Raw genomic sequence first — 17,689 nt, forward strand, 5'->3', positions numbered from 1 at the left:
CGTGATAGGCATAAGGAACGGGCAGGGGAAAAGCGACCAGTCCCCCAATTGGTGTCGCTGCCCTCTATGGGTACACTCCTGCGCGTAGGGCCCCACGGCCCGAAAATGCAAATCAGCTAAGATTTGCAAGCTGGTCGTCGTTGTCCCCCACAGCGGCGGCCAGCGCAGGGACTGCCGGCCACAAAGGCAAAGGCCTGGTGTGCTCGCATCCTGTCCTTCGCGCCTCAAAGGGCGGACAGCATTGTCCTTAGAGCATGGTAGGACGCCTTGGGTGTGCGTTCGAAGCTATCAAAGTCCACATGCACCATGCCGAAACGCTTGTCATATCCAAGCGCCCATTCGAAATTGTCCATCAACGACCAGACGAAATAGGCCCGTAGCGGAATGCCCTTGTCGATGGCAGCCAGCGCCTGTTTGAAGTGTGCGTCGAGATAAGCGATGCGCTCTTGATCATCAACCGCGCCATTCACGAGCTTGTCCTTGTTCGCCATGCCGTTTTCGGTGATGGCAAGCGGCAGGTCGCCGGTGTAAGTGTCCCGGATCCATTCAAGGATGTTGCCAAGGCCCTCGGGGTAAACTTCCCAGTCCATTTCGGTGCGTGGCAGATCACCCTTGTTGCCGACCTGTATGGGCAAGGCGTTGCCGGGCTGTGTGTCACCCTCTGAGATGAGCGCCCGTGTGTAATAATTGATACCCAACCAGTCGAGTGGCGCGGCAATGTCTGCCATGTCCTGCTCCCAGCCTGACGGCAGGTGAGTGCCGATCAAGTCAACGATATCGGCAGGATACTCAGCCTTGAACAGGCCGCCAAGAAACCACCGATTATAGATCCCTTCAGCGACCTTGGCAGCCTTGATCGAGCCGGGTGAATTGTCAAGCGGGCTGATATGCTCGAAATTGCAGACGATGCCGAGGTTCTTCAATCCCAGTGCTCGCATCGCAGCTATGGCTTTGCTGTGAGCGAGCGGTACAAAATGGGCAACGCGACTTGCTGCGCAAATGTCCCTGAGCCCCGGTGCATGAGCGCCATAATAGTGGCTGTACCAGGTGATACACCATGGCTCGTTGAAGGTGGCAATGCTTGCCACTCTGTCGCCCAGACGCTTTGTCACGGCCTGCGCATAGTCGGCATAATGGTCCGTTACATCCCGATTGCGCCAACCACCGATGGCTTCAAGAGCGCTCGGCATTTCCCAATGATAGAGGGTAAGGTGCGGAGCAATGCCGCGTTCGAGCATCCCGTCGACCAGCTTGTCATAAAAGTCGAGACCCTCTTGGTTGATGGCTCCGCATCCCTTCGGCATCACACGCGCCCATGATGTGGAGAAGCGATAGGCCTGAAGGCCCGCATCGCGCACAAGATCGAGGTCGCCCTCCCAGCGGTGATAGTGATCGCAGGCGATCGAGCCGTTCTCGGATCGGACGACATTGCCTGGTGTGGCAGAAAATGTGTCCCAGTGAGACAGGCCGCAGCCACCAAACGAGCTACCCTCGATCTGATAGGCGGAGGTCGATGTACCAAAGACAAAATCGTCGGGGAACTGACCACGCGAAACAGTGAAGGCGGGTTGGCGGGCGAGGACTGGCATGGCTGGATCTCCGGCGCATTCATGGGCGCCTTACTGGAATGAAATGAGTGCGTCGGCAGTAGAAGGGGCTCAGAAAGGCAGGTCTAGGTCGATCGGCAAGGTCCCGTAGAGCGCCCGACGACGAGGTCGGTTTCCCAAAGTTCCTGCACCAATTCGGCATCGGGATTGGCAATGCGGTCAAGCAGGATTTCTGCAACCCGTCGTCCTGCATCCTTGATGGAGGAGCGGATTGATGTGAAGAGTGGGACCCCGGGGTACTGCATGAAGGACAGTTGGTCATCGAAGGTCACCACGGAAATGTCCCGTCCCACCTGAAGTCCTGCTTCCTGCGCAGCCCGAACCACGCCAAGCGCCGTCAGCACCGATGATGTCAAAATGGCGGTCGGCATGGGGGATTGGCGCAGCAGCTTCTTTGTCACGTCATATCCATACGGTTCGATTAGTTCCGATGAGAACATCAGGTCCTGAACCACCTCGAGCCCTCGTGCCACAAGGGCCGACTCATAACCTATGCGACGCCGGAAGGCGAAATCCATTTCATCAAGCCCGTTGAGCAGCGCAATACGCGTATGCCCCAGATCGAGCAGGAAGTTGGTCGCGCGCTTGAAGGAACTGCGGCTGTTCACATCAAGCCAGCAATAGCGATCCTTGAAATTCTCCGTGCGACCATGCACCACGAATGGCAGCTTGAGGTCTTCGAGAATTTCGATCCGTGGGTCATCCTTGAGGGGGCCGTGGACAATGACACCATCAACCCGTCCCGATTTGGCAAGTTCTCGATATGTTTTTTCCTGATCCTCTTCAGGTACGACGGAAATCAGCATATCATAGCTGAATCGGGAGTAGGTCTCACCCGCACCGGCGATAAAATCAGAGAAGTGCGGGTTAATCATGGAATGGTCTTCATTCTGGGGTACAATGTGCCCAGCAGTATGAGCGCGCCCCATGGCAAGACGCTTGGCCGAGGAGGAGGGATGATAGTTATACTTCTGTGCAGCTTCCATCACGCGCAGGCGCGTCTTCTCGCCGACCTCTGGATAGCCATTCAGAGCACGGCTGACTGTTGTCTGAGACAAATTAAGAATGCTGGACAATTCTTTGAGATTCACAGTCCTCACCCGAAGCTAATATCTGGCCCGTTTCATTTGGGTCAGATAACTAGTCCAATTGGCTTTTCCGGGCAATACGTGTCAGTGCGGGCTGACTTTTATTCCGGAAAGTCCTCCAAAGCCCTATCAAATTTGAGATGCATCTTAGACACAAATAGGAATTTACTGCAATCCTGTTTGTCTGTAAAAATAGCAAAGGGGAGGTGATCGATGCATATAGATTAGGCAAAACCCCTCTAAATAAACAGGTTTACAGGGGTTGCTGGAAATTCATCCTTGACTCTTGGGTGTATCCAAACCAATGTTAGCGCCATTCAAAGCGCTTTGGAGAAAGCGTAAATTTCGTTTCAATACTGAAGTGATGTGGCAAACAGCCACCATCCTTGGGAGGTAGAAAATGCTCAAGACTCTAATGCTCGGTGCCGCAGTTGCTGCACTGACCGTAGGTAGTTTGCAGGCTGCTGAGCTCAAATTTAAGCCGGGCGAAGATGCGACATTCACCTGGAAATCCTATGAAGACTTCAAGGCGTCTGTTGATCTGTCCGGTGAGACCCTCACGATTTCGGGCCCGTGGCTCGGCGTCGACAAGGATCTGTTCACCAGCGTCACCGCCTATTTTGAAGCCGCAACCGGCGCCAAGGTCGAATATGCTGGCTCCGATAGCTTTGAACAGCAGATCGTGATCGATACCGGAGCTGGTTCCGCTCCGAACATTGCCGTTTTCCCACAGCCCGGTCTGGCTTCCGACCTGGCTTCCAAAGGCTATCTGACGCCGCTTGGTGATGAAACCAAGTCCTGGCTCGCCGAAAACTACGCTGCAGGTGATTCCTGGGTTGACCTCGGGTCCTATAAGGACAAGAGCGGCAACAGCGACTTCTTTGCTTTCCCGTTCAAGGCCGACGTGAAATCTCTGGTCTGGTTTGTTCCCGAGAACTTCGAAGACGGTGGATACGAAGTTCCCGAAACCATGGAAGAGCTGAAGGCTCTGACCAAGCAGATTGCCGCAGACGGTGGTACGCCTTGGTGTATCGGTCTGGGATCTGGCGGCGCGACGGGCTGGCCGGCAACGGACTGGGTTGAAGATATGATGCTTCGCACACAGCCTGCGTCGACCTATGACAAATGGGTTTCCAATGAAATCCCGTTTGATGATCCGGCAGTGGTCGGTGCCATCGAAGAATTCGGCTGGTTTGCACGCAACGACAAATTTGTCGATGGTGGAGCAGGATCCGTTGCAACGACCGACTTCCGCGATAGCCCCAAAGGTCTGTTCGCTTCTCCGCCGAAGTGCTACATGCACCACCAGGCTTCCTTTATCCCAAGCTTCTTCCCCGAAGGAACCGAGCTGGGTGTGGATGCAGATGCAGACTTCTTCTACTTCCCTGCCTATGCAGAGAAGGATCTTGGTAAACCGGTTCTCGGTGCAGGCACCATGTTCGCCATCACCAAGGACTCCAAAGCCGCCAAGGCCTTCATCGACTTCCTGAAAACCCCGATTGCACACGAAGTATGGATGGCTCAGTCCGGCCTTCTGACTGCGTTCAAGGGTGTGAACCTCGATGCCTATGCCAACGATGCTCTGCACAAACAGGGTGAGATCCTGCTCAATGCAACCACTTTCCGGTTTGACGGCTCTGACCTGATGCCCGGCAAGATCGGTGCAGGGTCCTTCTGGACCGGCATGGTTGACTATGCTGGTGGCAAGGATGCCAAAGAAGTGGCAACCGAAATCCAGAAAACCTGGGATGCTTTGAAATAGTGGAATTGCCTCGGGCAATGCACGAAAAAACAATATTTCCGGCCTCCGTTCGCGGAGGCCGGTGAAAATCAAATTGATGCGCCAAGTAGAAACAGACAAGTAGAAACAGACAAGCAGACTGTGAACAATTGCCCGAAAAGAGGCAGCGACTGAGCTTTCCAAAGGTGCTTGAGCCTTCCTATCCAAAACAGTCACAGAGAATATTTTACAAGTCGGTAAATCTACCGCATCCTGTGGGGACTGGTTTTAATGTTGTTCAACTGCTCTGTCCTGTCGGGGTAGGGGACGTGATAAAAAAATGGCTGAACTTCTCGGATTGCGAAGACGCCGAAATGAATTTTCGGCTGAGACCGAACTGATGGGTATCTCGCCAAACAAAGGTGGAGCGTGACTAAATGGAGCAATTAGCATCCGCATTCGGAACCGTGATTATCGGGGTTCTGGGCTGCGTCGCCTATTTCTACGGCACGAACTGGCTCCTAGACCGTATGTATCCGGCCGATGCCGAGACCGCGGAAGATGGGATTCGGAACCTGACGCGGGCTCATCAGATCAGACCATGGCTGTTCTTGGGGCCTGCCATGTTCACCCTTGGCCTCTATCTGGTCTATCCGGCCGTTGCGTCTATCATTCTGTCTTTCTACGATAGCAACAGCGAACATTTTGTCGGCCTTGGTAACTATATCTGGCTCTTTCGGGATGACGGCTTTCAGCAGTCCATGTTCAACAACATGCTCTGGCTGTTGTTCGTGCCTGCGATGTCAACCTTCTTTGGTCTCGTGATCGCAGCGCTGACCGACAGAATCTGGTGGGGCAATATTGCCAAGTCGCTGATATTCATGCCCATGGCGATTTCCTTCATCGGCGCGTCCATCATCTGGAAGTTCGTCTATGAATATCGCGGTGAAGGGTCGATACAGATTGGCCTGCTCAATGCGATCGTCGAGGCGGTCGGGCTTGAGCCTCAGGCCTGGATCACGATCCCCTTCTGGAACAACTTCTTCCTGATGATCATTCTGGTCTGGATCCAGACCGGCTTTGCCATGGTCATCCTGTCCGCTGCCTTGCGCGGTATTCCTGAAGAAACCATAGAGGCTGCCGTGATCGATGGCGCCAATGGGGTTGAGATCTTCTTCTACATCATGGTGCCGCAGATCTGGAAAACCATTGCGGTCGTCTGGACCACCATCACGATCACCGTGCTCAAGGTTTTCGATATCGTTTTCGCGATGACCAACGGGCAATGGGACACCCAGGTTCTGGCCAATCTCATGTATGACTGGATGTTCAGGGGCGGGGGCGACGCCGGTCGCGGCGCTACGATTGCCGTCGTGATCATGCTACTCGTCATTCCGATCATGATCTGGAACATTCGTCAGGTGAATTCAGAGAATAGAGGGCACTAACAATGATCTCAGGATCCAATACAAAATCCCCTTTGGTGTGGGTGGTGCATCTCTCCGTTGTGCTGTTGGTGCTGATCTGGACCATTCCGACTATCGGTCTGTTCGTGTCCTCCATTCGCGATAAGGATCAGCTGGCTGTCTCTGGCTGGTGGACTGCCATGTTTACCAGCGCGCAGAACGAAATCGGACGCTCCGTCAGCCCGGATGCTCAGGTCGAGGAGAACGGCAGTTTCGTTCTCAAAGGCAATGTCCTTGAGCAATCAGGCAACAAGGGAACGCTTACCGCCTTTGGCTGGCGGGCGCAGGAACCCAAGGCATATGTGCCTGGTGAAGTTGCTGAGATGCGCGATGGTCAAACAATGACTGTCGACACCGAAGGCAACTATGTCATCTCTTCTCCTGAGGAATGGTCTGGCAAGCGAGGAGATCGCATATTTTATACGGTGGAATCGCCTCCCATCTTCACGCTCGATAACTATCGCGAGGTACTGACCGCCGAAGGCATCGGTCGATCCTTCATCAACTCCGTCACGGTGACCATACCCTCGACAGTGATCCCGATCCTGATTGCAGCCTTTGCGGCCTATGCACTGGCGTGGATGCAGTTTCCGGGGCGCGCGGTGTTGATCGCGGTTGTCGTCGGGTTGCTCGTCGTGCCACTCCAGATGTCACTCATTCCACTATTGAAACTATACAACTCGATCGGCTCTGCCTTCGGGGTGCCTGCCAAGACCTATCTGGGGATATGGCTAGCACACACCGGGTTCGGGTTGCCTCTTGCAGTATATTTGCTGCGTAACTATATCTCCGAACTCCCTCGGGAAATCATCGAATCCGCGCGCGTCGACGGTGCCAGCCATTTTGATATCTTCCTCAAGATTATTTTGCCGCTGTCATTCCCCGCTCTTGCTTCGTTCGCGATCTTCCAGTTCCTCTGGGTCTGGAATGACCTCTTGGTTGCGATGGTTTTCCTTGGTAATGGTGAAGATCAACTGGTCTTGACCGGTAGGCTGCGCGAAATGCTCGGCTCACGCGGTGGCAATTGGGAAATTCTGACGGCTTCGGCCTTCATCACCATTCTTGTCCCGTTGGGAGTCTTCTTTTCGCTCCAGCGTTATCTGGTGCGTGGGCTTCTGGCCGGATCTGTCAAAGGTGGTTAGGTCGCATTAAAGGGGCCATCCACCCTACAAAACAATCAGCAAAGTGGAAAAAGATATGCTCGAAACAGCAATTGACAAGGAATGGTGGCGTGGTGCGGTTATCTATCAGATTTACCCGCGCTCCTATCAAGACAGCAACGCCGACGGCATTGGTGACTTGAACGGGATTACCAGCCGTCTGCCCTATATTGCGTCTCTGGGTGTCGATGCGATTTGGATTTCGCCTTTCTTCACCTCGCCAATGGACGACTTCGGCTACGACGTCTCGGATTATTGCAACGTCGATCCGATGTTCGGTTCGTTGGCCGATTTCGAAAAACTGGTTTCGGCTGCTCACTATCTTGGCCTGAAGGTCATGATCGACCTTGTGCTGTCTCATACCTCGGACCGGCACCCATGGTTTATCGAAAGCCGCAAGGACCAGACGAACCACAAATCCGACTGGTATGTCTGGGCAGATGCGAAACCCGATGGAACCGTGCCCAACAACTGGCTGTCGATCTTTGGTGGGTCGTCCTGGCAGTGGGATAGCCGTCGCAAACAGTATTATCTGCACAACTTCCTCAAGTCGCAGCCGGATTTGAACTTCCACAATCCCGATGTTCAGGATGCGCTTCTGGATGCGACCCGTTTTTGGCTCGACAAGGGCGTGGATGGCTTCCGGCTTGATACGATCAACTTCTACTTCCACAGTGAAAGCCTGAAAGACAATCCGGCGCTGCCACCTGAGAAGCAGAGCTACAACACTGCCCCGAGCGTTAACCCCTACAGCTACCAGTCGCACCTGTACGATAAGAGCCAGCCGGAAAACCTTGATTTCCTTAGGAGATTCCGCGCCCTGCTTGACGAATATCCGGCAGCGGCTGCCGTTGGTGAAGTAGGGGATGATGAGCGCGGTTTGCAGATTCTGGCCGACTACACATCGGGCGGCGACAAGATGCATATGTGCTACGCCTTTGATTTCCTCGGAGGTGGGGCTCCAACACCCAACAAGGTCTGGAAGGCATTCCACGATTTGGAATCCGAAGCTCCGGATGCTTGGGCTTGTTGGGCGTTCTCGAACCACGATGTGGTGCGCTACACCTCTCGCTGGCAGGTTGCGCCTGACCTTCAGGACAACGCCAACAGGCTCCACATTGCGCTGTTGCTGACGATGCGCGGCTCTGCGTGCCTCTATCAGGGCGAGGAGCTCGGCCTTCAGGAAGCCTATGTGCCATATGAAGACCTGCAGGATCCCTATGGCATCGAATTCTGGCCGGACTTTCCGGGCCGCGACGGTGCCCGTACACCCATGGTTTGGGATCAAACCAGTACGTATGCGGGTTTTTCTGAAGTCAAACCATGGCTTCCAATTCCAGAAGAGCATCTCTTCGCAGCCGTTGGCTTGGCCGAGCAGAATGTGACGTCGCTGCTCAATCATTATCGGGCCATGCTGGCTTTCCGCAAGGCTCATCCTGCGTTGCGCAAGGGAACGATGGACTTTGATCGCACCGACGGAGACGTTCTAACCTTTGTGCGTTCCCATGAGGGAGACGAAGTCTATTGCGCCTTCAACCTGTCGCCGGAAACACGGGAAATTCCGTTTGATGGCAACACGATTGAGCCACTGGACCACAAACTCGATTTTTATACAGAAGTGGACAATGACCTGCTGAAACTGCAGGCCTATGGCGTCTTCTTCGGGTCAATCAAGAAGTCATGATGATGCAATTGTGCAGTCTTGCGAAAGACATATTCAACGGGAGGACAGGATGGCAAGCCTGAAGCTCACAAACATAGAAAAAGCCTATGGCGCTACCAAGGTTCTCAAAGATATCAACCTGGAAATCGATCAGGGGGAATTCATTGTTTTCGTTGGTCCGTCCGGGTGTGGCAAGTCAACCCTCCTGCGCATGATTGCGGGCCTTGAAAGCATCACTGGCGGTGAGCTGCTCATCGATGGCCAGCGCATGAATGAAATCCCGCCGTCAAAGCGAGGCATCGCCATGGTCTTCCAAACCTATGCGCTTTATCCGCATATGACGGTGTACGACAACATGGCTTTCGGCATGAAGATCGCCAAAGCAAAGAAAGATGCAATCAAGGACCGGGTCACAAAAGCTGCAGATATTCTGCAGCTGACACCATATCTTGAGCGACTGCCCAAAGCTCTTTCCGGTGGTCAGCGTCAACGCGTGGCCATCGGCCGCGCGATTGTGCGCAATCCCAAGGTCTTTCTGTTCGATGAGCCTCTGTCCAACCTTGATGCTGCCTTGCGTGTTGCAACGCGCATTGAGATTGCGCAGCTCAATGAGAGCATGCCAGATACCACAATGATTTATGTGACCCACGATCAGGTCGAGGCCATGACGCTCGCCGACCGTATTGTCGTGCTTTCCACGCGTGGGTTCATCGAACAGTGCGGTGCTCCAATGGAGCTCTATCAGAATCCGAAAAACGTCTTCGTGGCCCAGTTCATCGGTTCTCCGGCGATGAACATCTATGACTGCATGATCACGGATACTGGTGACCAGACGCGTGTTGCCTTCAAGGATGATGAACAGGGTTTCACCGTTGATGTGAAAAGCGCGCCTGAGTTCAAGGGAAAAACAGCCAAATTCGGTGTGCGCCCGGAAGATCTGCGTCTCGCAGAGGAGGGTGACGAAGTGCTTTACTCCTGCCCCGCTCGGATCGTTGAAAAGCTGGGTGAGGTGACTTTGCTCTATCTAGAGCCGCCCCATGGCGATGAAGAGCCCCTGATCGCAAAGATCCCGGGCAACCACGATTTCACCCGTGGCGATGTTGTCAGCCTGTCTGCTGACATCGAAAAGCGGCACTTGTTCAACGAAGATGACCAGTCGTTCCGCTGGCTTGGCGTTGAAGACTAGGCCGCACGACGATCAAAGACACTGACGATCAAAGACGATATGGAAACCCGGATCGGTTATGCCGACCGGGTTTTTTGCGTCCGTTTCTCGTAATCTTGCAAAACGTCAGCCCAAAAAGAGAGACCCGCTCGAATGAGCGGGCCATCATATCCTGATCAATGCTGGAGCCGTTGAGTGATCAATCAGCGCTTTGTGACGAGCTCTTCGTCTTCCCGAGGCAGGCGGTTGCCTACGGCGATGAGGATCAGCACCGAGACATTCATGATGAGCGCATAGATCGAAGAGGGGATCATGAAACGCCCATCTCCCATGAACTGTGCAATGACAAGCGCGAGGGCGACATTCTGCAATCCGCATTCGATGGCAATCGTCAGGGCCTGCTGAGACGACAGGCGGAACAGGCGGCTGAACAGCAGGGCCGATCCAATAGCCATGACATTGAGCAGGATGACCGCCGGGCCTACCGAGCTCCAATGAGCGGTGATGTTGCTCCATTCGCTGTAGAAGCTGTTGATCACAATGGCCGCAAAGATTGCCGAGGCGACGAATTTTGCCGGGTTCGAAGCGCGCTGGGAAAGTTTGGGGAAGAAATGACCGATTGCCATCCCGATAGCCAGTGGCAGGGCCGATATGGCAAGGACTTTCATCGCTGTTTCGCCAAACGGCAGGCTGTAGAGTTCACTGCTGCTTGGCCCGTCTCCGACACCTTGAAAGACCATGAACGCAACCGACAGGGCGGTCGGGATGGTAACGAACGCAACAAGGTTTGTAACGATAGTCAGCGAAATCGACAGCGCGGTCTTGCCTCGGGCGAGAACGGTCAGAAGGTTGGACGAAATGCCCCCCGGAGCGGACGCCAGAATGATCAGCCCGATCGCATAGACGGTGTCGAGTTTGGTGATCAGTGCAACAAAAAAGGCAATGGCTGGGAGGAAGAGGATCTGGGCAACGATCCCTGCGCTCACGGCGCGCAATTGATTCCCAAGCGCCCTGAAGTCTTGCAGGCGGACAGACAGGCCCACAGTCATCATGATAAGAGCAAGGCCGATTGGAATAAGGGGGGTGTTCACGAAAACAAACCTTCCTGAATACGACGCTTTTCGCGAGGGTCTTATAGGTACATGTCGTGTGACTTGTTGCGGGGACAATAGCCACTGCCATTTCGTATGGCTTTGACCAGAGTCATGCATCTTAAGGTTTTTCACATACGACGGAAGTGTAGTAGCACGGTTGTGTCGCTGCTTTATCGGTTTCTACGCCCTGCGGTCAACGCCGACCTTTACTCCATTTACGTATTGACCCGATTGTCTGGATCGCATTTGATGCGGCCGCAAAGACAAACCGCAAGGAACAATCCATGAAGAAACTGCTTTTGGCTGCCCTTCTGGCAGCGACGTCCGTTACCGTTGCTCAGGCCGCTGACTATGAGCTCGGCACTTTGACCATCTCCAACCCCTTCGCGCGGGCATCGGCTGGCATGGCGTCTGCGGGCGGCGGGTTTTTCTCCATCGAGAACGCGGGTGAGGCAGATCGTCTCATTGCGGCGCACGCTGATGTTGGTGCGGTCACCGAATTGCATACGCACATTCGCGAGGGGGATGTGATGAAGATGCGCCAGGTCGAAGCCATTGAGGTTCCGGCGAATGGGTCCGTTGAGCTGAAACCGGGCAGCTATCATGTCATGTTCATGAAGCTGAAGGAGCCGCTCAAGAAAGGCGAAACATTCCCGCTTGAACTGACGTTCGAGAAAGCTGGCAAGGTGACAATCGATGTCGAAGTTGCCGGGATCGGTGCCAAGATGGCTCCGGGCATGGACCATTCCAAAATGAAGTCAGAATAGAGGTCTGCTGGTCAACCGGGGTGCCGGATGGCCTGATCACGCGATTGAAGACCCGGGGGCTTGCGCCCGGGTTTTTGCTTTGTCAGGTCAGAAACTGAATGGCAAAGAAGGCAATAATCAGGACAAACTGGAAGAGAGACGTCCGCATCAGACTCTTGATGTGATCGTATGGTGTGGTCGCCAAAAACATTTTCCGGATCGGAAACGCAACTGCAAAGGCCATGACCAGAGCCGTTACGAGCAGGCTGACAAGGCTCAATGTGCCATGATCAAGCAGGTTCGAGATATGAATGAGCCCGACACAACTCAAAAGCAGCAACGCAGCGTAGAGCTGCTTGGTTTTCTCAGGGCCCAACAGGATGGCCAGCGTTCGTCTACCACCTTCCTTGTCTCCAACCCGGTCGCGATGATTGTTCACGGTGAGCACCGCCGCGGCGGGCAGACCGATATAAAAGCCGGACCAGAAGCTCAGGAGCGTCCATTCACCCGTCAACAGGTAGTAGCTGCCCATCACCGACATGATGCCAAAAAAGACAATGACGAAGAGTTCTCCAAATGGAGATCCGGAGATCGGATAGGGGCCGGAGGAATAGCCAAAGGCACAGACGATGCCAACAATGCCGATCATCAGGATCGGCATGCCACCGTAAAACACCAGAAACAGGCCGCAAAGCGCTGACAGGCCCAAAAAGAACACGGCAGCCAAGCGGACATGATGTCCTTGCAGCAATCCCAGACTCGTCATGCGCGGCGGTCCAAGGCGGGTTTCTGCCTGATCAAGGCCGGTTCCGGCATCCGCGGCATCGTTCCAAAGGTTGGTGGCGATCTGTATCGATGTTGCAGATATAAGGATAATCGGAAATACAAGCCAAGCGACGGTCGATCTGCCTTCAAAGGCCAGCAATCCAGCGAGAAGCACAGGCGCAATCGACAGAATAAGCGTCTTCGGGCGCATAGCCAATAGCCAGATGAACCCCTTGCTTCGCTCTTGCAGTGTCTGTCCGGCCATCATCGGCAATGCTCCATCCTAAAAATCCTTGCCAACACTGACAGGGGGCTAATTTGCGCCCGCACCATACTTTCGACGTATAGGAAAATCCAGATTGAATCGAAACGCGTTGAGGGTGAAGCAGCAATTTCTGGATAAGTAGGCACGAAACAGCCGGTATTCGCGCACAATTTGAGCTGGATCTCTCAAGGAGCTGCGATGTTCGCGGATCATCGGCCGATCTCGAGACCTGCAAGCCTCCGATCACTTTCAGACTATTCTGCCGCTTCTGCCAATTTGGCCCAGTCAAGGGCGCGTGCAATGTCAGCCGTCATCACCTCACCGACCCAGTCTTGGCCGCCCACTGGCATCACGAAATGACAGCCTTCAGGCGCCCGGCGGGACAGTTTGGCCATATCGTCGACGGAGTGCGAGCCAAGGCCATTGAAATGAGGCAAGACGAGCGTGCGCGGATCAACAGTCTCCATGACATCCTCAAGATGCGGCGCCTCATCGAGGAAGGCGCAGGAAATGGGGCCAAACAGACCGGTTTTGTCCAGTTGATGTGCAAGTTCGCGTGCCCGGGTGCTGGACTGTTTATCGATTGAGGCACCGTGCGCTGCGATCAGGATGGGCGGTTTGTCCCTCGGGCGGTCAAGCTTCTCGATCTCATTGGAAAGCGCCTTAGCGATGCCTGCCGCCAGATCGTCGGAAACACCGAAAGGGGGGAGCATCGTAAAAGGTACGTCGTCTTCGCCAATCGCTTCGCGTACTTTCTTGGGCAGGATCCGATTGCAGAAATACCCATCACTCATGAAGAACGGATAGATAAACCGGTTGGGCGCTTCAAGAGACGACCATGCATCGGCAATGCTTGGCGATCCGCGCAACACGCCGGCAGACACCTCGACGTCACCTAGCTTGGACCGCACTTCATCGGCAAGCTCGAGCAGGCGCGCGTTGTTGAGCCGCCCGCCACGTTCGCCATGGGCAACGATCAAAACTGCATTGATAGGCCGTGATGTGCTCATGAGCGGTTGGCTCCTGCCAAGAGTTATTCGTAATTCTACATAACAATCCAGCGTTGGGCAATCATCATGCCCCTACGCAACGAAAGGGTGAGCGTTTGAATGCCCTTTGTTTCGTTACGCTGTATCAACGCATCCAGATCAATCTAGTTTCATTGACTGACATGCTTGTTAGCGTCGGCTTGCTGACCGGGTGCTCGCGCGCCTTCTGCATGAAAGGACCTTAGCATCAAGACGGATGCGAGAGGGCGAGGCGAGAGGTAACGCTTTTTCAAAGTTGCCACTGATCTTGGCAGTGATTTCCAACATCCGGTGCGATAAGGAAAAGCCAAGGGAAGGCAGAAAAAAACCGCTTCTGGCTGAAGCGGTTTATTGAAACGGTCGAACGGGATGCGCCTTTGCCTCAGGGCCTGCGTTCGTCACTGGTTTCGTCACTGGTATTGAGTGTGTCAGGCACCTTGAAAGTGTCGGCAATCCTCGCCTTGGCCAGATCAATGGCATCCCTCAGCCCCTTGTCGAGATCGAGGCTTGCGAGGAAACAGTGAGCCTTGGGACTCATTTTGGGTATCATTTTGGAAATGATGCTCACGACTTTGTCGTGTTCATGTCCTTTGGCGAAGCTCACGGCGTTGTATTGAAGAAAGACCAGACAGGCCAGATCCTCAACAAGCTGGGTTCGTTCGTCTCGTTTCAGGTCTCTCTTCATGATGATGTCGGAGACAATGGTCTGGGCCTCCAAATCATAGCCATGAGCCGCCATGATTTCCAACACGCGCTTGGCATGATGTCGCTTCAACTCGTTGCGCCAGCGAAAATAGCCCGGTTTGCCGAGCGGATACTCGTCTCTGGGAATGATCCACCGTTCGATATGCTGGCCACGCGCGGCGATCTGGACAAGCTCGTCAGCCTCGGGAGCGTAGAGCTCGCACATCTTGCTCATGCGGATGCCATACAACAGCTCAACCGGAATCGGCGCGCTGCCTTCCTCGCTAGAAAAACGGGGATCCTTGGCATTCGCCTGATCAATCTCTTCAATGACGGCTTCGAACGCGGACATCGGACATCTCCAAAAAAGCGAGAATCTCTTGAGAATACTATCGGGTTTTTGCCTCAGACGACAGTTTGTCATTCAAAATCCCGCACTGACTGTTCAAGACAGCATCTTCGGTCGGGAAATTTTGGCCACACGTTTCATCTCGCTCAGTTTTACTTGATTTGATTAGTAACTGTGCAACTATGAATGAAAGGCAATCCAGGAAAGCCGCCGGACACATATGCCTTGTTCGACCAGTCGCAATTTGCGGTCCGACGATGCGCTGATGCCATCGTGTGGGCTGCGAGACCAACAGGGGGTGATGGTTGCTCATGGCAGAGTAGGGCGGATTTGGCAAAAGATATGGCGGTCTTCGAGCATGCAAAGCCGGCGGTAACGGCACGGCAAACCGATACGGACAGCAGCGAGAAAGGCGTAACCGGCAAGGAACGGACGCGCCTGCTCAGTGGCTTCTTCATGCCGCTGCCCGAGGATACCGTTGCCGAGCATGTGAATGCTTTTTTGAAAATGCCCACGTCAATATACATCGGACACATCGCCAGCGCGCTGGTGTTGCTGTATATCGCGCATAACAACCCCGTTGTGCCCATCTGGTTTCTTTTTGTCTGGGCGACGTTGGAACTTGGTTTCTATCCGTCGATGATGGAGCTCTGGCGCCGAAGCTACACCCGTAAGCTTTCTTCCGAGCGACGTCCCTATCTCTGGATACGCCTGATGGATATGCTCAGCTTGATCGTTGGGGTCAGTTGGGGCGTCATGGCCTTCTGGAGCCTCAATCCAGACAATTCCGCTCATTTCGCGATCCAAATGTCCGTTGCCGCGGGCGCGACGGCAGCTGCGATCCGGTCGCTGGCCATCTTCCCGCGCTCCTTTGCCCTTTATGCCATTCCGTTTTTGGGGCTTCTGGCGACGCGATTGATGCTCTTTGGGGGTGAATTTGTCCTGCTTGGCGGATTGGTGATAATCTTCCTGCTGATGCTTCTGCGCTCTGGGGATGACGTGTTGCAGTCAGTGCGCCAATACATCGCCATCAGCAATGAAAATCTCGACCTCGCCCGCCGCTATCGCGATGCGGCAGATGAGGCCGATCATGCCAACCGGGAAAAGACCAGACTGTTGGCCGCTGCAAGCCATGACCTCCGCCAACCGATCCATGCGATAGGGCTTTATCTGGAAGCCTTGCCGATCGACCGGATGGAAAAGCAAAGCCGAGATACCCTTGGCCGCATTCGCAATTCCCTCGATAGTCTTTCCAAGCTTTTCAACTCTCTACTCGATGTCAGTCTGCTGGACAGTGGCAAGATCAAAGTGCGACCCGGCCAATTCGATCTGCGCGACATGCTCAACCACATACTGGACGATTACGAGCCGTTGGCCGAAATCGCACATGTCACGCTGACCATGGAATGTCCGAAGGTCGGGGTCAACGGTGATGCGATCCTGATCCGGCGCATGGTTCAGAATCTCGTTTCCAATTCGATCCGACATTCGAATGGCGGATCTGTGCGTATTGATGGCCGGAGCTCAGCTGGCCGGATCGATATTGCGGTCATTGATGACGGCCCGGGGATCGCGACTGAACATCAAGCGATCATCTTTGAGGAATTCACCCAAATCTCCCGCCGCACAGCCTCTGAGGCGTCTTCACTTGATAGTGTCGAAAGAGAGGACCGTGGATTGGGTCTGGGACTTGCCATCGTCCGCAGGTTGGCGGATCTGCAAGATCTTGAACTCGATCTGATATCCAGTCACGAAGGCACATCTGTCATGATCAAGGGGCTGCAAGCGGTTGAACTCAAACGCTCCGCTGAACATGACCCCAATCTTACAAAACGCATGTCATCGCCCTTCAAGCAGAAGCGGTTGCTGGTGGTTGACGATGATGCCCAAACGCTCGAGGCAACGGCGAACCTTCTCTCTCAATGGGGATGCGATGTCATGTGCGCCAACGGCATGGCGCAACTTGATGCTATAGACGGGCCTTTCGATCTGTTGATCAGCGACTATTCCTTTGGCGCGGACTATACGGGAATCGATATCGTCCAAAGCGCCAGAAAACGGCTCGGACCACATCTGCCAGCGCTGGTCATATCCGGAGAATCATCCGAGATGGTGCAAAAAAAGCTGGAGGCGGCTAACCTGTTGCTCATTCAGAAGCCGGTGCAACCGGTTCAACTGCGATCGGCTATGCTCAATGCCTTTCTGGCGCGGGATGATCGCCAGCAGGTCATATCCTGATGCGAGCCGTCATGATCAGGTGAGGCAGTAGCTGGCCGCAATTGCAGAGGCGGCAGCGCGGTTGGAAACACCGAGATTTTTCATCAGAGCCGAGACATGGCTGCGGACGGTGAAGGGCGACAGTCCCAACTCTCTGGCGATTTCTTTGTTGGACAATCCATGACGCAAGAGCTTGAGGATCTCGATCTGCCTGGGCGTCAGCTCATCCAGTGAGACATGTTGCGGCAACGCATGATCCATATTGAGAGCTGTGTCGCTGATCCGAACCTCAATCTGTCCCTGCATGACATTCTCAATTGCCGTCAAAACGAGATTGGAGGGGACGGACTTGGAAATGAATCCATTGACGCCAAGGTCCATGATCTGCTCGATTTCAGCCGGATCATTCATCATCGACACGGCTATGATCGGGCAAAGCGAGAAGGTGCGGCGCAATCGTTTGAGATCACGCATATAGTCAAAACCGGGAAAGATCAGATCGGTAATGATGAGATCCGGCACGGGCGGTCGGTTCAGAAGTGCTTCGAGGGCCGCGCTGTCGCCAGCTTCATCAACGACTGCACCATTGAACAACTGCTCAAGCAACTGCTTCAATCCCGAACGATAAAGTGGATGGTCATCAGCTAGAATGATCCTCATCGACTGATCCTC

General features: G+C 54.2%; 14 protein-coding genes. 7 read left to right on the plus strand and 7 right to left on the minus strand.

Translation table 11 applies throughout. The annotated features are described in order from the left end of the window. Positions 1-224: 224 nt before the first annotated feature. Both CPH65_RS15465 and CPH65_RS15470 read right to left on the minus strand, forming a co-directional pair. A complete protein-coding gene (locus CPH65_RS15465; protein WP_096174704.1) occupies positions 225-1,589 on the minus strand; it encodes a GH1 family beta-glucosidase in 1,365 nt (454 codons plus the stop codon). 83 nt (positions 1,590-1,672) lie between these two features. Next, entirely contained in the window at positions 1,673-2,665 is a 993-nt protein-coding gene (locus tag CPH65_RS15470; protein WP_244574425.1) for a substrate-binding domain-containing protein, read from the minus strand. A gap of 430 nt (positions 2,666-3,095) precedes the next feature. Here CPH65_RS15470 and CPH65_RS15475 point away from each other — a divergent pair, with 430 nt between their 5' ends. From CPH65_RS15475 to CPH65_RS15495, 5 genes are all read left to right on the plus strand, one after another. Then, the gene (locus tag CPH65_RS15475) at positions 3,096-4,457 is read left to right on the plus strand and encodes an ABC transporter substrate-binding protein (RefSeq protein WP_096174706.1); all 1,362 of its coding nucleotides are present in this window, start codon (positions 3,096-3,098) and stop codon (positions 4,455-4,457) included. 395 nt (positions 4,458-4,852) lie between these two features. After that, complete coding sequence (locus tag CPH65_RS15480; RefSeq protein WP_096174707.1) at positions 4,853-5,863, plus strand: carbohydrate ABC transporter permease; 1,011 nt, start codon at positions 4,853-4,855, stop codon at positions 5,861-5,863. 2 nt (positions 5,864-5,865) lie between these two features. Then, positions 5,866-7,023 carry a carbohydrate ABC transporter permease gene (locus CPH65_RS15485; RefSeq protein ID WP_096174708.1) on the plus strand — a complete coding sequence of 386 codons (1,158 nt, stop codon included), beginning with the start codon at positions 5,866-5,868 and terminating at the stop codon, positions 7,021-7,023. 55 nt (positions 7,024-7,078) lie between these two features. Next, the gene (locus tag CPH65_RS15490; RefSeq protein WP_096174709.1) at positions 7,079-8,725 is read left to right on the plus strand and encodes an alpha-glucosidase; all 1,647 of its coding nucleotides are present in this window, start codon (positions 7,079-7,081) and stop codon (positions 8,723-8,725) included. Between the two features lie 49 nt (positions 8,726-8,774). Then, positions 8,775-9,890 carry an ABC transporter ATP-binding protein gene (locus CPH65_RS15495; RefSeq protein WP_096174710.1) on the plus strand — a complete coding sequence of 372 codons (1,116 nt, stop codon included), beginning with the start codon at positions 8,775-8,777 and terminating at the stop codon, positions 9,888-9,890. Positions 9,891-10,072: 182 nt separating this feature from the next. Here the strand turns inward: CPH65_RS15495 and CPH65_RS15500 are convergent, their stop codons facing one another. After that, a complete protein-coding gene (locus tag CPH65_RS15500; protein WP_157747730.1) occupies positions 10,073-10,960 on the minus strand; it encodes a bile acid:sodium symporter family protein in 888 nt (295 codons plus the stop codon). Between the two features lie 287 nt (positions 10,961-11,247). Here CPH65_RS15500 and CPH65_RS15505 point away from each other — a divergent pair, with 287 nt between their 5' ends. Then, positions 11,248-11,730 carry a copper chaperone PCu(A)C gene (locus CPH65_RS15505; RefSeq protein WP_096174712.1) on the plus strand — a complete coding sequence of 161 codons (483 nt, stop codon included), beginning with the start codon at positions 11,248-11,250 and terminating at the stop codon, positions 11,728-11,730. An 82-nt stretch (positions 11,731-11,812) separates the two neighbouring features. Here the strand turns inward: CPH65_RS15505 and menA are convergent, their stop codons facing one another. The 3 genes from menA to CPH65_RS15520 all read right to left on the minus strand — a co-directional run bounded on the left by menA (position 11,813) and on the right by CPH65_RS15520 (position 14,803). Then, a complete protein-coding gene (gene menA / locus CPH65_RS15510) occupies positions 11,813-12,739 on the minus strand; it encodes a 1,4-dihydroxy-2-naphthoate octaprenyltransferase (protein ID WP_157747731.1) in 927 nt (308 codons plus the stop codon). A gap of 254 nt (positions 12,740-12,993) precedes the next feature. Next, positions 12,994-13,749, minus strand: coding sequence for a CbiX/SirB N-terminal domain-containing protein (locus tag CPH65_RS15515; RefSeq protein WP_096174714.1), 756 nt, complete (start codon positions 13,747-13,749; stop codon positions 12,994-12,996). A gap of 400 nt (positions 13,750-14,149) precedes the next feature. After that, positions 14,150-14,803, minus strand: coding sequence for a DUF4202 domain-containing protein (locus CPH65_RS15520; protein WP_157747732.1), 654 nt, complete (start codon positions 14,801-14,803; stop codon positions 14,150-14,152). Positions 14,804-15,130: 327 nt separating this feature from the next. Here CPH65_RS15520 and CPH65_RS15525 point away from each other — a divergent pair, with 327 nt between their 5' ends. Continuing rightward, positions 15,131-17,038 (plus strand): hybrid sensor histidine kinase/response regulator, encoded by a 1,908-nt coding sequence (locus CPH65_RS15525; protein WP_172891532.1) that lies wholly within the window; start codon positions 15,131-15,133, stop codon positions 17,036-17,038. A 15-nt stretch (positions 17,039-17,053) separates the two neighbouring features. Here CPH65_RS15525 and CPH65_RS15530 read toward each other — a convergent pair whose 3' ends face one another. Beyond that, positions 17,054-17,677, minus strand: coding sequence for a response regulator transcription factor (locus tag CPH65_RS15530; RefSeq protein ID WP_172891533.1), 624 nt, complete (start codon positions 17,675-17,677; stop codon positions 17,054-17,056). Between the last annotated feature and the right edge of the window lie 12 nt (positions 17,678-17,689).

The organism is Cohaesibacter sp. ES.047 (assembly GCF_900215505.1).
Classification (GTDB): Bacteria; Pseudomonadota; Alphaproteobacteria; order Rhizobiales; family Cohaesibacteraceae; genus Cohaesibacter.

Bases quoted from the DNA above. Each gene is read 5' to 3' on its own strand.
- CPH65_RS15520 (WP_157747732.1), bottom strand. From the start codon at position 14,803: ATGTCCGCGTTCGAAGCCGTCATTGAAGAGATTGATCAGGCGAATGCC.
- CPH65_RS15505 (WP_096174712.1), top strand. From the start codon at position 11,248: ATGAAGAAACTGCTTTTGGCTGCCCTTCTGGCAGCGACGTCCGTTACC.
- CPH65_RS15480 (WP_096174707.1), top strand. From the start codon at position 4,853: ATGGAGCAATTAGCATCCGCATTCGGAACCGTGATTATCGGGGTTCTG.
- CPH65_RS15465 (WP_096174704.1), bottom strand. From the start codon at position 1,589: ATGCCAGTCCTCGCCCGCCAACCCGCCTTCACTGTTTCGCGTGGTCAG.
- CPH65_RS15495 (WP_096174710.1), top strand. From the start codon at position 8,775: ATGGCAAGCCTGAAGCTCACAAACATAGAAAAAGCCTATGGCGCTACC.
- CPH65_RS15485 (WP_096174708.1), top strand. From the start codon at position 5,866: ATGATCTCAGGATCCAATACAAAATCCCCTTTGGTGTGGGTGGTGCAT.
- CPH65_RS15515 (WP_096174714.1), bottom strand. From the start codon at position 13,749: ATGAGCACATCACGGCCTATCAATGCAGTTTTGATCGTTGCCCATGGC.
- CPH65_RS15490 (WP_096174709.1), top strand. From the start codon at position 7,079: ATGCTCGAAACAGCAATTGACAAGGAATGGTGGCGTGGTGCGGTTATC.
- CPH65_RS15475 (WP_096174706.1), top strand. From the start codon at position 3,096: ATGCTCAAGACTCTAATGCTCGGTGCCGCAGTTGCTGCACTGACCGTA.
- menA (WP_157747731.1), bottom strand. From the start codon at position 12,739: ATGGCCGGACAGACACTGCAAGAGCGAAGCAAGGGGTTCATCTGGCTA.
- CPH65_RS15530 (WP_172891533.1), bottom strand. From the start codon at position 17,677: ATGAGGATCATTCTAGCTGATGACCATCCACTTTATCGTTCGGGATTG.